The organism is Acinetobacter sp. UBA3106 (assembly GCA_002365595.1).
Classification (GTDB): domain Bacteria; phylum Pseudomonadota; class Gammaproteobacteria; order Pseudomonadales; family Moraxellaceae; genus Acinetobacter.
On record DFAM01000013.1, the window covers coordinates 134,713 to 150,893 of the forward strand.

At 42.7% G+C, this 16,181-nt stretch carries 17 protein-coding genes; 8 read left to right on the top strand and 9 right to left on the bottom strand.

Going from position 1 to position 16,181, the window contains the following annotated elements:
* Positions 1-15: 15 nt before the first annotated feature.
* Both B4C48_RS06335 and B4C48_RS06340 read right to left on the bottom strand, forming a co-directional pair.
* On the bottom strand, positions 16-768 hold the full coding sequence (locus B4C48_RS06335; RefSeq protein WP_291354766.1) for an electron transfer flavoprotein subunit beta/FixA family protein: 753 nt from the start codon (positions 766-768) through the stop codon (positions 16-18).
* 503 nt (positions 769-1,271) lie between these two features.
* The gene (locus B4C48_RS06340) at positions 1,272-1,877 is read right to left on the bottom strand and encodes a LysE family translocator (protein ID WP_291354767.1); all 606 of its coding nucleotides are present in this window, start codon (positions 1,875-1,877) and stop codon (positions 1,272-1,274) included.
* Between the two features lie 113 nt (positions 1,878-1,990).
* Between B4C48_RS06340 and B4C48_RS06345 the strand changes: the two genes are divergently transcribed.
* Both B4C48_RS06345 and B4C48_RS14210 read left to right on the top strand, forming a co-directional pair.
* The gene (locus tag B4C48_RS06345) at positions 1,991-2,485 is read left to right on the top strand and encodes an Lrp/AsnC family transcriptional regulator (protein WP_291354768.1); all 495 of its coding nucleotides are present in this window, start codon (positions 1,991-1,993) and stop codon (positions 2,483-2,485) included.
* A 10-nt stretch (positions 2,486-2,495) separates the two neighbouring features.
* Positions 2,496-2,861 carry a GNAT family N-acetyltransferase gene (locus tag B4C48_RS14210; RefSeq protein ID WP_414631500.1) on the top strand — a complete coding sequence of 122 codons (366 nt, stop codon included), beginning with the start codon at positions 2,496-2,498 and terminating at the stop codon, positions 2,859-2,861.
* Positions 2,862-3,050: 189 nt separating this feature from the next.
* Here the strand turns inward: B4C48_RS14210 and B4C48_RS06355 are convergent, their stop codons facing one another.
* The 6 genes from B4C48_RS06355 to B4C48_RS06380 all read right to left on the bottom strand — a co-directional run bounded on the left by B4C48_RS06355 (position 3,051) and on the right by B4C48_RS06380 (position 8,725).
* Complete coding sequence (locus tag B4C48_RS06355) at positions 3,051-3,422, bottom strand: hypothetical protein (protein ID WP_291354769.1); 372 nt, start codon at positions 3,420-3,422, stop codon at positions 3,051-3,053.
* A 276-nt stretch (positions 3,423-3,698) separates the two neighbouring features.
* Positions 3,699-4,592 carry a site-specific tyrosine recombinase/integron integrase gene (gene xerA / locus B4C48_RS06360; protein WP_291354802.1) on the bottom strand — a complete coding sequence of 298 codons (894 nt, stop codon included), beginning with the start codon at positions 4,590-4,592 and terminating at the stop codon, positions 3,699-3,701.
* 230 nt (positions 4,593-4,822) lie between these two features.
* A complete protein-coding gene (gene dapF / locus B4C48_RS06365; RefSeq protein ID WP_291354770.1) occupies positions 4,823-5,668 on the bottom strand; it encodes a diaminopimelate epimerase in 846 nt (281 codons plus the stop codon).
* 14 nt (positions 5,669-5,682) lie between these two features.
* The gene (gene lysA, locus B4C48_RS06370) at positions 5,683-6,927 is read right to left on the bottom strand and encodes a diaminopimelate decarboxylase (RefSeq protein WP_291354771.1); all 1,245 of its coding nucleotides are present in this window, start codon (positions 6,925-6,927) and stop codon (positions 5,683-5,685) included.
* A gap of 38 nt (positions 6,928-6,965) precedes the next feature.
* The gene (lptM, locus tag B4C48_RS06375; RefSeq protein ID WP_291354772.1) at positions 6,966-7,187 is read right to left on the bottom strand and encodes an LPS translocon maturation chaperone LptM; all 222 of its coding nucleotides are present in this window, start codon (positions 7,185-7,187) and stop codon (positions 6,966-6,968) included.
* A gap of 134 nt (positions 7,188-7,321) precedes the next feature.
* Positions 7,322-8,725: an amino acid permease gene (locus B4C48_RS06380; RefSeq protein WP_291354773.1), complete on the bottom strand. Its 1,404-nt coding sequence runs from the start codon at positions 8,723-8,725 to the stop codon at positions 7,322-7,324.
* 284 nt (positions 8,726-9,009) lie between these two features.
* Here B4C48_RS06380 and radA point away from each other — a divergent pair, with 284 nt between their 5' ends.
* From radA to B4C48_RS06395, 3 genes are all read left to right on the top strand, one after another.
* The gene (radA, locus tag B4C48_RS06385) at positions 9,010-10,401 is read left to right on the top strand and encodes a DNA repair protein RadA (protein WP_291354774.1); all 1,392 of its coding nucleotides are present in this window, start codon (positions 9,010-9,012) and stop codon (positions 10,399-10,401) included.
* Between the two features lie 113 nt (positions 10,402-10,514).
* Positions 10,515-11,486 carry a Tim44 domain-containing protein gene (locus B4C48_RS06390; protein ID WP_291354775.1) on the top strand — a complete coding sequence of 324 codons (972 nt, stop codon included), beginning with the start codon at positions 10,515-10,517 and terminating at the stop codon, positions 11,484-11,486.
* 204 nt (positions 11,487-11,690) lie between these two features.
* On the top strand, positions 11,691-12,209 hold the full coding sequence (locus B4C48_RS06395; protein ID WP_291354776.1) for a tetratricopeptide repeat protein: 519 nt from the start codon (positions 11,691-11,693) through the stop codon (positions 12,207-12,209).
* Positions 12,210-12,259: 50 nt separating this feature from the next.
* Here the strand turns inward: B4C48_RS06395 and B4C48_RS06400 are convergent, their stop codons facing one another.
* Positions 12,260-12,784 (bottom strand): cysteine peptidase family C39 domain-containing protein, encoded by a 525-nt coding sequence (locus B4C48_RS06400; RefSeq protein WP_291354777.1) that lies wholly within the window; start codon positions 12,782-12,784, stop codon positions 12,260-12,262.
* Between the two features lie 235 nt (positions 12,785-13,019).
* Here B4C48_RS06400 and ahcY point away from each other — a divergent pair, with 235 nt between their 5' ends.
* From ahcY to B4C48_RS06415, 3 genes are all read left to right on the top strand, one after another.
* Positions 13,020-14,402, top strand: a complete 1,383-nt coding sequence (ahcY, locus tag B4C48_RS06405) for an adenosylhomocysteinase (protein WP_291354778.1) — start codon at positions 13,020-13,022, stop codon at positions 14,400-14,402.
* A 138-nt stretch (positions 14,403-14,540) separates the two neighbouring features.
* The gene (gene metF, locus B4C48_RS06410; RefSeq protein ID WP_291354779.1) at positions 14,541-15,377 is read left to right on the top strand and encodes a methylenetetrahydrofolate reductase [NAD(P)H]; all 837 of its coding nucleotides are present in this window, start codon (positions 14,541-14,543) and stop codon (positions 15,375-15,377) included.
* Positions 15,378-15,406: 29 nt separating this feature from the next.
* Positions 15,407-16,123, top strand: coding sequence for a 16S rRNA (uracil(1498)-N(3))-methyltransferase (locus tag B4C48_RS06415; RefSeq protein WP_291354780.1), 717 nt, complete (start codon positions 15,407-15,409; stop codon positions 16,121-16,123).
* The last annotated feature ends 58 nt before the right edge of the window (positions 16,124-16,181 follow it).

Below are 16,181 nucleotides of genomic sequence, written 5' to 3' on the forward strand. Positions count from 1 at the left end.
TTTTATCCTTCTGTATTAGATCACTTTCGCTTCGTTTTTAAGTTTTTCAACAAGCTCATCTACAGATTTCACTTGTACGCCAGCTTTACGTTCAGCAGGAGCTTCAACTTTAACTGTTTTAAGTTTAGTTGCAGGAGAAACACCAAAGTCAGCAGGAGACTTAGTATCAAGCGGTTTTTTACGCGCTTTCATGATGTTTGGAAGAGCTGCATAACGTGGCTCGTTCAAACGTAAGTCAGTCGTGATGATTGCAGGAAGTGCAAGCTCAACAGTTTGCAAACCACCGTCAACTTCACGAGTTACCTGTACTTTGTCGCCTTCAACTTTCACTTCAGAAGCGAATGTACCTTGACCTGCGCCAAGTAGAGCGCCAAGCATCTGACCAACCTGGTTAGAGTCGTCATCAATTGCCTGTTTACCAAGAAGGATTAATTGTGGTTGTTCAGCGTCAACAACACCTTTCAGGATTTTAGCTACTTCTAGCGCACCCAGTTGGCTGTCATCAGCTTCAACCAGAATACCGCGGTCAGCGCCAAGTGCCATCGCAGAACGGATTTGTTCTTGAGCTTCTTTAGGACCAATAGAAACAACAACGATTTCTGAAACAGTTCCTTTTTCTTTTAAGCGAACCGCTTCTTCCACTGCGATTTCACAAAATGGGTTAATTGACATTTTAACGTTAGTAAGGTCAACCCCACTATTGTCCGGTTTAACGCGAACTTTAACGTTGGCATCAACCACACGTTTTACAGCAACAAGAGCCTTCATGTAATCCTCGGCTGTTTTAGCAAATGTAAATGTTGAGAAAAGTTATAATAACTCTTCACTTAAATTTTTTTAGGTGCCCTATCTTGCAATGTGTACGGCATTTCGGTCAAGTCACAATTATCAAAAGAGCTGTAAAAATGCGTAATTTTCCTTGAACTTGTCGTTCATATTTTTTTTAAACGTTTTTACTCAAATGAAATACTTAAATATTTAGTTATTTTTTAAACATTGATTTTTATTATGTTTTTATCTGATTAAACTCATCAAAAGTTCTGATTTAATCCTTGTTTTGCATCAATATTTTAATATTCTTGTACAGCAGCCTGATTTAAACATTCAGGTAATGAATTGTCATTTTAGACAGATTGAACAAATTCTTTCACAAGTTTCGCCGTAAAAATGTGCTTTTTTTAAGTTAAACATGCAACAAATTAATTTTAGTAAGCTCACTTGTAGCAGATAAAAAAAAGCAGGCCATCAAGACCTGCTTTTTTTAAAGTCGATTATTGGATGATCAGCCAGGTTGCAGCCAGCATGAGTAAACCGCCTGAACCGCCATCAATCCATTTCTGTTTACGTTCATCTATATGGGTTTTTTGACTAATCTTGGCAAAAATCACACTCAAGCCACAATACACCACAAAAATCAGTCCAATAAAGATAAAGGACAAGATTAAACCCTGACTCACCGTATTTCCGGTTTTATCAATGAACTGCGGTAAAATTGCAAAATAGATCAGCATGCCTTTCGGATTTAACAGTGCAGTAAAAAACCCTTTTTTGATCGGACTGGACGAAGATTTTTTCTCGATCGTGAATTTATTTTGACTGAACACCGACTTGATTAAACTAAAAGCCAGAAATAACAGGTAAGCAATGCCGAGCCAGCGGATGGTTTCAAATAACACCGGGAAAGAGACAATGATGGCGGCGATCCCCAATGCGACCAAAACGGAATGGACCAAATATCCAAGACAAATTCCTACAGTTGCCAGCATGCCTGCTTTTGCATCTTTACCCATCACTTGTGACAAGATAAACAGCATATCTGGTCCAGGGGTGAAAATAAGCGGGATAACCGTTAAGGCGAACAGTGCAAATACAGACATTTCCTTTTCCCTTTCCATGTCTTGAAAGTGAAAATTAGTATCGAATAAATAGTACAAAATAGGATTTCAAATATTCTATAATTATGATCATTTTTCGAATTATATTCTAATTTATGAAGCTATCTTCTAAATCTGTTTCAGCAAAGCTGGACCGTATTGATAAAAATATCATTCGAGCCTTGCAAAATAATGGCCGTATGCAAAACAACGATCTGGCCCGTGAAATTGGACTCTCGCCATCTTCCTGTCTGCGGCGGGTGAAACTACTGGAAGAAGCAGGTGTGATTCAGAGCTACACCACTGTGGTCGATCCGCAAAAAATTGGCTTGCAGCTCATCTTGTTTTCACGAATCTGGTTAACTGGGCAGGATGCCGAAACCATTGATACCTTCATTGAAGCCATGAAGGAGCTTCCCCAGGTGATGGAGTGTTATATTATTTTGGGTGAATGCGATGCCATGCTGAAAGTGGTGGTTCCGGATCTGGAAAGTTATCGTAAATTTCAGTCCGCGCATCTGACCAAGAAAAATGGCATTACCAGTGTAAAAACGGATTTGCCGAGTCAGATTATTAAACAGAGTTTTCAATTACCGCTTGATGATCTTTAGGACATCTAGAATGAGTTTACGGCTTGAGACATCACGTTTGATTTTAAGAGCATGGAAAAATTCAGATCTTAAGTCGTTTTATGCCTTAAATTCTAACCCTGAAGTGATGCGTTATTTTCCAGATTGCTTAACCCGCACACAAAGTGATGCACTGGCGCATAAATTTCAAAGCCTGATCGAAAATCAGGCTTGGGGCGTGTGGGCAATAGAATTAAAACAGACAGGTGATTTTATTGGCTGCACCGGATTACATGCTCAACCCCATCAGTTTACATTTTCACCCTGCACCGAAATAGTCTGGCGACTTGAGCAGAAATATTGGGAGCAATGGTTTTGCGACCGAGGCTGCAACAGCGTGCTTAAACTTTGCTTTTGATTTATTCAATCTGAACCAGATCGTGGCCTTTACGGCAATACAAAACATTCAATCTCAAGCTGTGATGCAACGTTTAGGCATGCAGTTTAAGGACTACTTCAATCACCCTGCTTTAGATGACAGCAGCCCTTTACAAAGACATGTGCTTTATCAAATCACCGCAGCTCAATTTAGCAACCTAAAAAGGAATCAAGCAGGCTGATTATGCAAAAAGTCACGATGGATGTGGCTTAAATCAATTAAATCATAGGCCTGAAGATTAAATATTTCCCAAACCGCTAAAAAGTCTTCTTTTAAATCCACATTTGAGGTCGCGATTGGACGCTCCTGCCATTGCAGGTCTGAAATCCACAGGTAGGTTTGCTGGGTCACATCATTAATCGCCTGTACCTTACCTTCTGAATTGATTCCTTGTACATGCGCATGGGCAGGCAAAACCGGTTCGATATTAGGCAAACTAATTTCTACAAAATGTTTAACTTGACGCAGTCCATAACCTGCAAAAATTTCTTTTTGTGCAGGGGTTAACTGGTCATATTTCTCTAAAATTCCTGTAATCATTGTTTCGCCTATCATTTTCCTTCCAATATTTAGCTGACCCGCAGTGTAAGCATAAATAATTTCATCGCTATACATTATTCATGCAATCCACATTATGGTTATACGTGATTCTTATACCCTATAAATTGGCTTTTTATTATCCGACAATAGTTCAAAATGTCATCTTTATGCACTGATATTTTTTCATATGCTTATTTAACTTTAATGAAACCACTGTAGCTGACTCTAAAATAATCAAGCAAAGTCCAGGCCATATTTAGTCAGATTCTAATGTTGTTACGACTTTTTAACTTGCGCTCGTGGATGTGCCTGATCATACACTTGGGCCAAATGATCAAAATCGACATGGGTATAAATTTGTGTGGTGGTCAAATTGCTATGTCCCAGCATTTCCTGTACTGCACGTAAATCCCGACTGTTCGAGAGCATATGACTGGCAAAGCAATGACGTAACAAATGTGGATGCAAATCCACATTCACCCCGGCACGCAGGGCTTGCAATTTCACCCGGTTTTCAATTTGCCGTGCACCCAGCGGATTGCCCTTTTGGGTAATAAATACATGTGCATCCGGCACAAAATCGCCATGCCACAAGGGATAGACTTGCAGCCATTGCATTACTGCATCGCGAGCCTTGCTGCCAAAAGGTACCACACGGGTTTTATTACCCTTACCGGTAATGCGTAACAATTGACGGTTAAAATCAATATCTTTAATCCGCAAACCTTGCACTTCAGCCAGACGCAGGCCACTGGAATACAACAGCTCCAAAATGGCTTTATCGCGTAGCCACATTTGCTGTTCTACCGGTTTCTCAGGTGCAGGCTGATCCAGAATCTGGTTCACGGTTTCAATATCGACCATGCCCGGAAGCGGTCTGGGAATACGTTTTAGCTGAAAATCATCCGCCGGATTAAACGCCAGATACTGACCTTGCTCGGCCCATTTCATAAATTGGCGAATGGACGAAAGCATACGCTGTAAACTGCTGGAACTTAAGCCATGCTGTTCCACTTTATAGGCCAAATATTCACGCAGATCTGTGGTTTCTATATTGGCCAGATTCAGTTTTTTGCTCTCACAAAAATTTAAAAAATCGGAAACATCACGTTCATAAGCCTGCAAGGTATGTCTAGACTGGTTTTGAATTTCTCGTTCTTTTAACCACATCAGTAATAAATCAGCGGGAGTACGTAGCTGCATATCCAAATCAATCACGCTTTTCCCCATTTTATTAAATGATTAAAATTCATTTCAAACCTTGGTTTTATGAACCGCACAAAGAGCAATATTTGCTTTCATTTTCATTCTATCTGCTTCATGAGGACTTATCCAATTCACGATGCACAAATAAAAAGCACCATCATGAGGACAGTGCTTTTTTCATCAAAATATCTAACTTATTGCTGATAGTAACTTAAATCGATACGTCCCTGATAGACATTTGCCGTTGGACCGGTCATCCACACCACATCACCTTCTTTCCATTCAATTTGCAGCTTACCGCCTGCCAGTTCAATTTCAACATTATTAGCCAACAGACCACGGCGCATACCTGAAACCGCAGCAGCACAGGCACCTGTACCACAAGCTAAAGTTTCACCGACACCACGTTCAAACACACGCAAACGTGCATGTTTTTCGTCAATAATTTGCATAAAACCGGCATTAACACGTTGCGGGAAACGCTCATGTGATTCTACTTGCGGCCCCATACCTGCGACATCAGCCGTGATCACATCTGGGACAATGGTCACTGCATGGGGATTACCCATATTTACCACATCAATGATAATGCTTTGATCATTGGCCAAAGCCAGGCTGTAAAGGTTTTCAGGTGCATCCGCAAGGAATGGAATCTGGTTCGGCAAGAATTTAGGATAACCCATGTTCACACGAACCCAGCCATTTGCACCCAATTCAGGCTCTACGATACCGGCTTTGGTCTGCACTTTAATTTTGGTTTTGGTGGTGAGCTGACGCTCATGTACAAAACGTGCAAAACAACGCACCCCATTACCGCATTGCTCCACTTCAGAACCATCGGCATTGAAAATACGATATTTAAAATCAACATTGGGCAAATCAGGCGGCTCAACAATCAGCAGCTGATCAAAACCAATGCCAAAGTGGCGGTCTGCCAAACGCTGAATGGTAACGGTATCCAAATAGGCACGCTGGCTGATCAGGTCAACCACCATGAAGTCATTACCCAAGCCATGCATTTTGGTAAATTCTAAAAACATCTCAGAGATCTCCATTATGGCAATAATCGTTCACGTTCCCACAAAGATTCAACGGTTTCACGCTCACGAATCAAATGAGCCTGATCACCATCGACCATCACTTCAGCAGCACGACCACGGCTGTTGTAGTTCGAGCTCATCACGAAACCGTAAGCGCCCGCACCCAATACAGCCAGCACGTCATTTTCTTGTAATGCCAGCTTACGCTCTTTACCCAAGAAATCGCCGGTTTCACAAATCGCGCCAACCACATCCCACTCTTTCGCTTCAACATTCGTACGTGGCGTCACTTCCTGAATATCCATCCATGCTTCATATAAAGCAGGACGAATGAGGTCGTTCATGGCAGCATCAATAATCGCGAAGTTTCGGTGATTGGTTGGTTTAAGCAAATCGACTTTGGTCAGCAATACACCGGCATTGGCCGAAATACTGCGACCCGGTTCCATATACACTTTCAGACCAAGTTTTTCTAAAGCTGGTTTTAGTGCATTGGCATATTCTTCAACAGTGGGCGGAACTTCATCTTTATAAGTCACACCTAAACCGCCACCAATATCGATGTGTTTTAAATTGATACCTAATTCTTTAAGTTTCTCAATCAGCACAATGACGCGATCAAGCGCATCAACAAATGGCTGGGTTTCAGTCAATTGTGAACCGATATGACAGTCAATTCCTACCACATCCAAGTTTGGCAAAGACGCAGCATATTGATAGGTTTCAAATACGCTATCAGACGGAATACCGAATTTATTTTCTTTTAAACCAGTGGAAATATAAGGATGGGTTTTGGCATCCACATCCGGATTGACACGTAAAGAAATCGGGGCTTTTACATTCAATTCAGCGGCCACTTTTTGAATACGGTCCAGCTCGGCATACGATTCTACGTTAAAGCAGGCAATCCCCACCTCCAGCGCTTTTTTAATATCTGCTTCTGACTTACCCAAACCCGAGAATACAATTTTAGAGGCATCTCCACCCGCTTTCAGCACACGCGCCAGTTCACCGCCAGTAACAATATCAAAGCCCGCGCCACACTTGGCCAGCACATTCAACACCGCAAGGTTTGAGTTTGACTTTACCGCAAAACAAATTTGATGATCGATAAAGCTAAACGCACGATCCATATCTAAATAATGCTTTTCAAAAGTCGCTTTTGAATAAACATAAAGTGGCGTGCCAAATTGCTGCGCAAGCTGTTGTAGAGAACATTGCTCGGCATGCAAAACCCCATTGATGCGGGTAAAACTCATGAATGTATCCTTTCGATGACGCGTTTAGATATTGAAAATTAATTCGTTTCAGCAGATGAAGCGGGAAGCTCTTGGGCTACTGGAGCGGCTTCTTGCTTATTTGAGGATTGCTGTTTGGAATCCACATTGGGATATAACAAATATTTTGCACGTTTGTCATAATTCGGATCGCTCGGTAGCTGCAAAGCTCCAGATTGACCACAACCGACTAAAGCAAAACCTGTTACCAATACACTGATGCAGCAAATGACAAGACGCATCTAACCACCTATTTCATATTTTCGAAGAAGTATAACCTGATCATGTGACATGACCAAAGCACTAAACGCTAGAGATTATAGTGTGTTAAAAAAAAACGCCAGTTTGAAACTGGCGTTTTAATCGTTTAGCTGGATTATTTATGTTTCGGTTTGTAGAAACCAAAGTAGCCAATAATCAGAATAATGAACCAGATCGGGCTGACCATCAGCGCTTTCATGGTATCAGCTTCTAAGGACAGCACATAAATCATGCCGATAAAGAAGATGATGACCAGCCAGCAGGTGAACAATCCACCAGGAAGTTTAAAGGTTGATTTGGCATGCAGTTCTGGACGTGTTTTGTAATACACAATATAGCTCCAGATGATCATCAGCCAGACACAGATAAACAGGATGGTGGAAAGCGTGGTTGCCAAAGTAAACGCTTCAACCGTATTCGGTACGAAATACTGAAGTGCAGCACCCAATAACAAACAGATTGCCGAGAAATACAAGGCATTTGCAGGCACAGCACGTTTATTCAAATGTCCAAAAGCTTTTGGACCTTGCTCTTCCCGCGATAAACCAAACAGCATACGACTGGTTGAGAACACACCACTGTTCATGGATGACATTACTGAAGACAACACCACCAAATTCATGATGATGGCTGCTGCCGCAATACCTGCCTGACTAAACAGGTTTACAAACGGACTGATGCTAGGATCAATTTTATTCCATGGTGTTACCGACATGACAATCACCAGTGCCAACACATAGAAAATGATGATACGAATCGGAATCGAGTTCACCGCTTTAGGCAGGTTGCGCTCTGGATCTTTGGTTTCTGCCGCAGTCGTACCGACCAGTTCTACCCCAACAAAGGCGAAAATCGCAATCTGGAAGCCTGCCAGGAAGCCGGTGACTCCGGTTGGGAAAATACCGTCATGTGACCAGAGATGAGTAAATGACGCCACTTCACCTGCTGTTGAGGTAAAGCCGGTAAAGATCATCCACAGGCCCACAAGAATGAGCACCACAATAGCAATAATCTTGATAAGTGCAAACCAGAACTCTAGTTCACCGAATAGCTTAACGGTAACCAGATTCAGCCCCATAATAAACACAATGGCGGCAATACTGATCATTACTCCTTCGCCAGGCGTAAACGGCAGCCCTCCGTTAAAGAATTGCAGGTAATAAATAATGGCCGATAAGTCAGCAATACCGATGGTGATCCAGCACAGCCAATAGGTCCAGCCGACAAAATAGCCTGCCCAGGGACCGATTAAATCTGTGGAAAAATCAATAAAAGACTTGTACTTCAGGTTAGACAGTAACAGTTCGCCAAGCGCACGCATGACCAAAAACACCATGAAACCAATAATCATATAAATGATCAGAATGGATGGTCCGGCCAGGCTGATGGTTTTACCCGAACCCATGAATAAACCTGTACCAATTGCCCCGCCAATCGCAATAAGTTGCAAATGCCGATTCGACAAACTCCGCTGCAGTTCACCACCTTCAGTCGGTGAACTATGGTTTTCATTTGACATTGTTATTTTCGTCTCTCAAATTTCGTGTGATAAAAGTAGCTCAAATTAAAATAAATAAATAAAGTTTTTTGAGCGATTGTTTAATATTTTTCAAGCCTGACTGTGTTTCTGTCGCTTTTTCATCCAAATCGGGTCCATTTTACTTTCCTTTTCTTCATTTCCCTTGTTTTAGCAGTTTACGTGCCAAGATAAAGTTTGGCGAGAATTTATGCAAAAAATTGTATTTCCAGACAGCTATTGCTACATTCTTCACCCGTCTTCCTATTTATATAGATACCATTCAAATGAGCAAAGTCAAAACTGTATACCGTTGCGAACAATGTGGAACTGACCATCCCAAATGGGCGGGTCAATGTTCAGATTGCGGAGAATGGAATAGTCTGACCGAAGTTCGTCTTGAACCCGCAGTGAGTCACCGTGCACAACCAAAAATGGGCGGCGGCTATGCGGGCCAGGCTGCAACAATTACTACCCTAAATAAAGTTTCTGTTTCACATGAAACACGCTTGGCTACAGGGATTGGTGAATTTGACCGTGTTTTAGGAGGTGGCCTGGTTACAGGTTCGGTGGTGCTGATTGGCGGTGATCCCGGAATTGGTAAATCGACCATACTTTTACAAACTGCGACCCATATGGCAGCAGCACAGAGTTCTGCACTCTATGTCACCGGTGAGGAATCACTTTCGCAAGTCGCTTTACGTGCCCACCGTTTAGATTTACCGACAGAACATCTTAAAGTGATGGCTGAAACCTGCGTGGAACGGATTTGCGAGGTATTGGCGCAAGAACGCCCTGCAGTTGCCATTCTGGATTCTATTCAAACTCTGTATACCGAAACCTTGCAGTCGGCACCGGGCGGGGTTTCACAAATTCGTGAATCGGCTGCTTTATTGACCCGCTTTGCCAAAAATAGTGGTACTGCCCTGTTCCTAGTAGGGCATGTGACCAAAGAAGGTGCATTGGCAGGACCACGTGTGCTGGAACATATGGTCGATTGCGTCCTGTATTTTGAAGGTCAGTCTGACTCACGTTACCGCATGATTCGCGCAGTCAAAAACCGTTTTGGCGCAGTCAATGAACTTGGCGTATTTGGTATGACCGACAAAGGCTTACGTGAAGTGGCTAACCCATCGGCTATTTTCTTAAGCCGTTATGATGAAGCCATTCCCGGTTCGATTGTGATGATTAGCCGCGAAGGTACTCGTCCACTGTTGGTTGAGGTGCAGGCTTTGGTGGATGATGCGCATGGTCAACCGCGTCGTGTCGCGCTGGGTCTGGAGCAAAACCGGTTAAATATGCTGCTTGCAGTGATGCACCGTCACGGCGGTGTACAAACCTCTGGACAGGATGTCTATGTCAATGTAGTCGGTGGCTTAAAGATTACTGAAACCGGTTCTGACCTTGCAGTTTTACTTGCCTGTGCCTCCAGCTTGCGTGGTAAAGCCTTGCCACAGCAACTGGCAGTCTTTGGTGAAGTGGGACTGTCCGGTGAAATCCGTCCTGTGCCAAATGGTCAGGAACGCTTAAAAGAAGCCATTAAGCATGGCTTTAAATACATTATTTTGCCTAGAGGCAATGCACCACAAAAACCGATCCCGAATGTACAGATCATTTCAGTGGCACGCCTGCATGAAGCACTGACTGAAGCGATGAATTTGAGTGAAGAACTGGCTTAAATCCTCAACATGAATGTTCATGTAAAAAAAATACCAATTTGATATTGAAATTCACTACAAATGCCTACATAACTATAAGGCTACAATTTACTTTTTTATTTAGGAAAAAATCGATGGAAGTTCGACAGCGTGGTTTGATGGCCGGTATTTTAATGGCAGCTATGGTGGTTGCACCAATGGCTGAGGCAAAACGTGCAGGTGGCGGTAAAAGCCATGGCATGAGTCGTTCTGCTGCTCCAACCCAGTCTTACCAACAACCGCGTCAAGTTACTCCTGTTCAACAACCTGTTGCTCCTGCCCAACAAAAATCGGGTTCAGGTGTAGGTAAAATGGTTGCTGCGGGTGTTGCGGGTGCTGCAGTGGGTGCGGTAGCGGCAAATGCCCTTGCAGATGATAAAAATGCACAAGCTGCTTCAGATGCACAAGCGACCCAACAGGAAGAAAAAGGCGGACTTCCAGGCTGGATCTGGATTCTTTTAGCTGCTGCAGTCGCATTCTTCTTGTTCCGTAAATTCGGAGCAAAAAAAAAACTAGCCGCTAATAATCCGTATGCACCAAACAATGCTGGCAATACAGCACCGTTCGGTCAGCAAACTGCAGCACCACGTACTTCAAATGACAGCACCAATATTTTTGGTCAGTCTGTAGGCGGTTCTGCAGGTGCAGCACCTCAAGCGCCTTTTGGTGCAGCTTCAACACAAAGCGGCAACCAGTTACCAGACGGTACTGAACCTGCTGCATTCTTGCGTGTTGCCCGTCAGCGCTTTAACCATATTCAGTCGATGAATACAGCAAGCAACATTGCTGAAATTCAACGTTATTTAACACCTGATCTGTATCAGTCGATGTATAACGACATTATGGCGAATCAGGACCAGGACGTTGCTGAATTCTCTAACCTGAATGCAATGGTTACAGATTCTGCTACTGAAAATGGTCGGTACATTGTGAGCGTACGCTTCACCGGTACAGTAAGCGAAGACTTAAACAGCTTGCCGCAACCTTTTGCAGAAGTTTGGCATTTCACCAAACCTGCAGGTTCTACCCAGGACTGGCTAGTTGCCGGTATTCAGCAAGAAGTTTAAAATTCATTAGGCTCAAGACAGCGACTTCGGTCGCTGTTTTTTTATTCAGGCTTAAATTCTCTTTAAATCAGTCAATGGTGAGCAGTGCTTTGACTTGAAATAAAAATGCATCTCGATCATCCTGATTTATCTTTAAGGTCATTCTTGGGATGACTTTTTACTGGTTCAACATTCTGTTTTTTAAAATACAGCTTTGGAATTTATATGGCTAATCCACTTTCTCTCCCTAAAGCCCTGATCAATCGTGCAATTGCAGGTAATGCAGAAGCTCAGTTTGAAGTCGCTGAACTGTATATGCAAAGCGAGAATGACGACGACATTGCACTGGCTGAAGAATGGGCACTGAAAGCCGCTGAAAATGGCCATGTTGAAGCAATGTACTGGTTGGGTGAAGGCTATACCGTGTATGCCAAAGACCTGATTGAAGAAGATCCTGAAGAATCAAAAGCGCATTTTGAATTAGGTTATTACTGGCTCAGCAAAGCCAATATGCAAAAACACCCTGCTGCGACTTTGGAATTATCAAATTACTATCGCCGTGGCGATGTGATTGAGAAAGATGTCGCAAAGTCAGTTGCTTTGGTCAAGCAAGCGGCTGAATGGGGCGAAGTTCAAGCCATGCGTGATTTGGCCTGCATTTATGAACACGGTTTGGGTGTAGATGTGGATGATGAAAAAGCCGATTACTGGCATGATAAAGCTCAATCTGCTGAAGAAAAATAAAATTAAAAAGCCCATCAATAGATGGGCTTTTGTTTTACACAGTTTAAATCTTAACTTTCAATATCATTATTTGCTTCAACAACAATTACCTGTCGGCAAATCCCTTCCGCTTTACGTTGCTGTTCAAAAATTGAAGCTAACATCGCATCAAAGCTATCAAAAAAGCAAATTTCATCCTCATTAACATCATAAACAAGAGAATGATTACCGACATTTTCTAATGTATCGTAATAAACAATCACAAATTTGTTTTGCTCAAAGGCTTGCTGGATTTGCTGATAATTTAATGCAGGTAAAATCGCTAAACCCAGTTGCTCGGCTTCTTGGTAACTGAGTATTTCACTCTCCTGAAGCTCAGGGTCAGGATCGGTATAAAACTGCACATTAAAACCAAACTTTTTTAATCCAACAGCTAGACCTATGGTTGTGGTGCCATTTTCAGCCTCATATCCACAGACCTCTAGCAGTTGTTGAATTTCAGCATCGATACCTAAATGTTGCAGCAACATCCATACCGCAAAAATACCGCCATTTGCTTCAAGATTCGCTAATTCTTCAGGTATTTCTAAAGCCATAATTTTCATCCAGAATATGATTGTGCTGATAATAATCAATTTCAGATTGGAACAAAATCAATTTCCAAGTACAATAGCCCGCTAGTCGAGGGATGCTGCGACGTTTTACAGGCTGATTTTAAAAAATAGCAATGTAAAAGCGCCAGGCTCGACGATCGGTTCAAATACTCTTTTGAACCAAAAACGGCATCCGCGAACAGAACGATCCAATCTATTTTTTCTCTAGGAGGTCCTGATGAACGCGGTTAATGCTTCATTTACAGATTATAAAGTTGCCGATATTTCACTTGCTGATTACGGCCGTAAAGAAATCAAACTTGCTGAAGCAGAAATGCCAGCCCTAATGGGTTTGCGTAAACGCTATTCAGCAGCAAAACCACTTGCAGGCGCGAAAATTCTCGGCTGTATTCACATGACCATTCAAACTGCAGTTTTAATTGAAACTCTGGTTGAATTGGGCGCTGAAGTTCGCTGGACTTCTTGTAACATCTTCTCTACTCAAGACCATGCTGCTGCTGCAATTGCTGCTCGCGGTATTCCTGTTTTTGCCTGGAAAGGCGAAACTGAAGAAGAATACATGTGGTGCCTTGAACAACAAATCAATGTCAATGGCAAACCTTGGGATGCCAACATGATTCTTGATGATGGCGGTGACTTGACTGCTGTTGTGCATGAAAAATACCCAGAACTGATTGCTAAAATCCACGGTGTGACTGAAGAAACCACTACGGGTGTGCAACGTCTTTATGAAATGTTACGTGACGGTACTTTGAAAGTTCCTGCTATCAACGTAAACGACTCAGTAACAAAATCTAAAAACGACAACAAATACGGTTGCCGCCACTCGCTAAACGACGCGATCAAACGCGGTACTGACATGTTGATGTCTGGTCGTCGTGCACTTGTGATCGGTTATGGTGACGTAGGTAAAGGTTCTGCTCAATCACTTCGTCAAGAAGGCATGATTGTACGTGTCACTGAAATCGATCCAATTTGTGCAATGCAAGCATGCATGGACGGTTATGAAGTTGTATCTCCATACAAAAACGGCGTACAAACAGGCAAGAAAGAAGACATCAACCTTGACCTTCTTCAAAATACTGACCTGATCGTAACGACTACGGGTAACTATCACGTATGTGACGCTGCAATGCTAGATACATTAAAAGCTGGCGCTGTAGTTTGTAACATCGGTCACTTCGATACTGAAATTGATACCAACTACTTACGTGGCTACAAATGGGTTGAAGTTAAACCTCAAGTACACCAAGTGTATCGTTCAGAAGATGAAAACAACTACCTGATCCTTCTTTCTGAAGGTCGTCTGGTGAACCTAGGTAATGCAACCGGTCACCCATCACGTGTGATGGACGGTTCTTTTGCTAACCAGGTATTGGCGCAAATGCACTTGTTCGCTGAAAAATTTGCTGACCTTCCTGAAGATCAAAAACAGGCATCGATTCGTGTAGAACTTCTTCCTAAGAAATTGGATGAAGAAGTTGCTGCCGCAATGGTTGCTGGCTTCGGCGGTGTATTAACTACGCTTACTCAAGAACAAGCAGATTACCTTGGCGTAACTGTTGAAGGTCCATTCAAATCTGAGACTTATAAATACTAATTTTACACCTCTCCTAAATCCTCTCCTAGAAGGAGAGGACTTTTCCCTGACTTTAAATACCGTGAGGTTCCCCTCTCCCTTTGGGAGAGGTCAGGGAGAGGTTAAATTTTAAGTATGGATAAAAAAAGGATTTGAAAAATGACCAAACGTGTTCCAATCTCTTTTGAGTTTTTCCCGACCAAAACTGATGTCGGTGCAGAAAAACTTCGTGTCGTGCATAAAGAATTACAACTGTTAAATCCTGAATTCTTTTCAGTGACTTATGGTGCTGGTGGTTCTACCCGTGAACGCACACTTGCTGCAATCAATGACTTCAACGGCAAAGGCACACCAGTTGCCCCTCACCTGTCTTGTATTGGTGATGACAAAGCCCGTATTGCCGAATTGCTGGATTTATACAAATCGCAAGGTATTGACCGTATTGTGGCACTGCGTGGTGACTTGCCTTCTGGTCAGGTGGGCTTGGGCGAATTGCCCTATGCGCAAGACCTGGTTCGTTTCATTCGTGAACATTCAGGTGATCATTTTCAAATTGAAGTTGCCGCTTACCCTGAAATGCACCCACAGGCAGAAAGCTTTGATAAAGATATTCAACATTTTGTCGAAAAAGCTAATGCCGGTGCCAATGCCGCTTTAACTCAGTTCTTCTTTAATCCGGATGCCTACTTCTATTTTGTAGACCGCATTCAAAAAGAAGGTATGAATATTCCTGTTGCTCCGGGCATTATGCCAATTACCAATGCAAGCAACCTGATTCGCTTTGCAGACGGTACAGGTGCAGAAATCCCGCGCTGGATTCGCAAGCAATTGGCGACTTATGGCGATGACACGGCAAGTATCAAAGCCTTTGGTCATGAAGTTGTGGTGAAATTGTGTGAACGTCTGCTTGCAGGCGGTGCACCGAGCTTGCACTTCTACACCATGAACACCACTGATCCGACACGTCAACTCGTGACCGATCTTGGCCTAGCTTAATTTATATCTGATTTGTGAGTAATACTTAAATGCCGCGTTTTTATATTGAAGCTGATTTAGCAGTGGATATGCATGTTGAATTAACCGAAACGGTTTTTCATCACTGGGTGAAAGTATTACGCGCACAAGTCGGTGAAAAAGCCACCTTGTTCAATGGACAAGGGGGTGAATATGAAGTAACACTGGTTGAGGTTGCAAAAAAATCAGCCAGTGTTGCTGTCGATTCGTTCAATCCTGACGACCGCACCCCTGGTTTTAGCACTTTACTCGGACAAGTAATGAGTAAAGGCGACCGTATGGATTATGCTATTCAAAAAGCCACAGAACTGGGTGTATCCAAAATCCAGCTGCTGACGTCTGAACGCTGTGAAATGCGGCTTAAATATGATCGTGACCAAAAGAAAATCGATCACTGGCAAGGCATTGCCATCGCTGCGTGTGAACAATGCGGCATGAACAAAGTACCGGAAGTGTTAGCCCCTGTATCTTTACAAGACTGGCTGAATAGTGAATTACCTGCAACAAAACTGGTACTTGCCCCGAATAAAGACCAGATCGATGTACTCGCTGCTGCAACCCCCAATATTGCATTATTGATTGGTCCAGAAGGTGGTCTGAGTGAAGCCGAAATACAATTATCAAACAATGCAGGATTTATAAACTGGTGTATCGGCAATCGTGTGTTACGCACAGAAACCGCCCCAATTGTGGCCTTATCTATTTTAAACTACAACTTAACTGTCTAGTTCATCAGAATTTAGATAAATGGGGAATGATTAGATTGATTTTTTCAAATAACGTTAT

Excerpts from the sequence above, each read along its gene's own strand:
- B4C48_RS06335 (WP_291354766.1), bottom strand. The coding sequence starts at position 768 with ATGAAGGCTCTTGTTGCTGTAAAACGTGTGGTTGATGCCAACGTTAAA.
- B4C48_RS06345 (WP_291354768.1), top strand. The coding sequence starts at position 1,991 with ATGAAGCTATCTTCTAAATCTGTTTCAGCAAAGCTGGACCGTATTGAT.
- B4C48_RS06390 (WP_291354775.1), top strand. The coding sequence starts at position 10,515 with ATGGAAGTTCGACAGCGTGGTTTGATGGCCGGTATTTTAATGGCAGCT.
- B4C48_RS14210 (WP_414631500.1), top strand. The coding sequence starts at position 2,496 with ATGAGTTTACGGCTTGAGACATCACGTTTGATTTTAAGAGCATGGAAA.
- B4C48_RS06400 (WP_291354777.1), bottom strand. The coding sequence starts at position 12,784 with ATGGCTTTAGAAATACCTGAAGAATTAGCGAATCTTGAAGCAAATGGC.
- B4C48_RS06340 (WP_291354767.1), bottom strand. The coding sequence starts at position 1,877 with ATGTCTGTATTTGCACTGTTCGCCTTAACGGTTATCCCGCTTATTTTC.
- B4C48_RS06415 (WP_291354780.1), top strand. The coding sequence starts at position 15,407 with ATGCCGCGTTTTTATATTGAAGCTGATTTAGCAGTGGATATGCATGTT.
- dapF (WP_291354770.1), bottom strand. The coding sequence starts at position 5,668 with ATGTTTTTAGAATTTACCAAAATGCATGGCTTGGGTAATGACTTCATG.
- B4C48_RS06355 (WP_291354769.1), bottom strand. The coding sequence starts at position 3,422 with ATGATTACAGGAATTTTAGAGAAATATGACCAGTTAACCCCTGCACAA.
- B4C48_RS06380 (WP_291354773.1), bottom strand. The coding sequence starts at position 8,725 with ATGTCAAATGAAAACCATAGTTCACCGACTGAAGGTGGTGAACTGCAG.
- xerA (WP_291354802.1), bottom strand. The coding sequence starts at position 4,592 with ATGTGGTTAAAAGAACGAGAAATTCAAAACCAGTCTAGACATACCTTG.
- lptM (WP_291354772.1), bottom strand. The coding sequence starts at position 7,187 with ATGCGTCTTGTCATTTGCTGCATCAGTGTATTGGTAACAGGTTTTGCT.
- ahcY (WP_291354778.1), top strand. The coding sequence starts at position 13,020 with ATGAACGCGGTTAATGCTTCATTTACAGATTATAAAGTTGCCGATATT.
- radA (WP_291354774.1), top strand. The coding sequence starts at position 9,010 with ATGAGCAAAGTCAAAACTGTATACCGTTGCGAACAATGTGGAACTGAC.
- B4C48_RS06395 (WP_291354776.1), top strand. The coding sequence starts at position 11,691 with ATGGCTAATCCACTTTCTCTCCCTAAAGCCCTGATCAATCGTGCAATT.
- lysA (WP_291354771.1), bottom strand. The coding sequence starts at position 6,927 with ATGAGTTTTACCCGCATCAATGGGGTTTTGCATGCCGAGCAATGTTCT.
- metF (WP_291354779.1), top strand. The coding sequence starts at position 14,541 with ATGACCAAACGTGTTCCAATCTCTTTTGAGTTTTTCCCGACCAAAACT.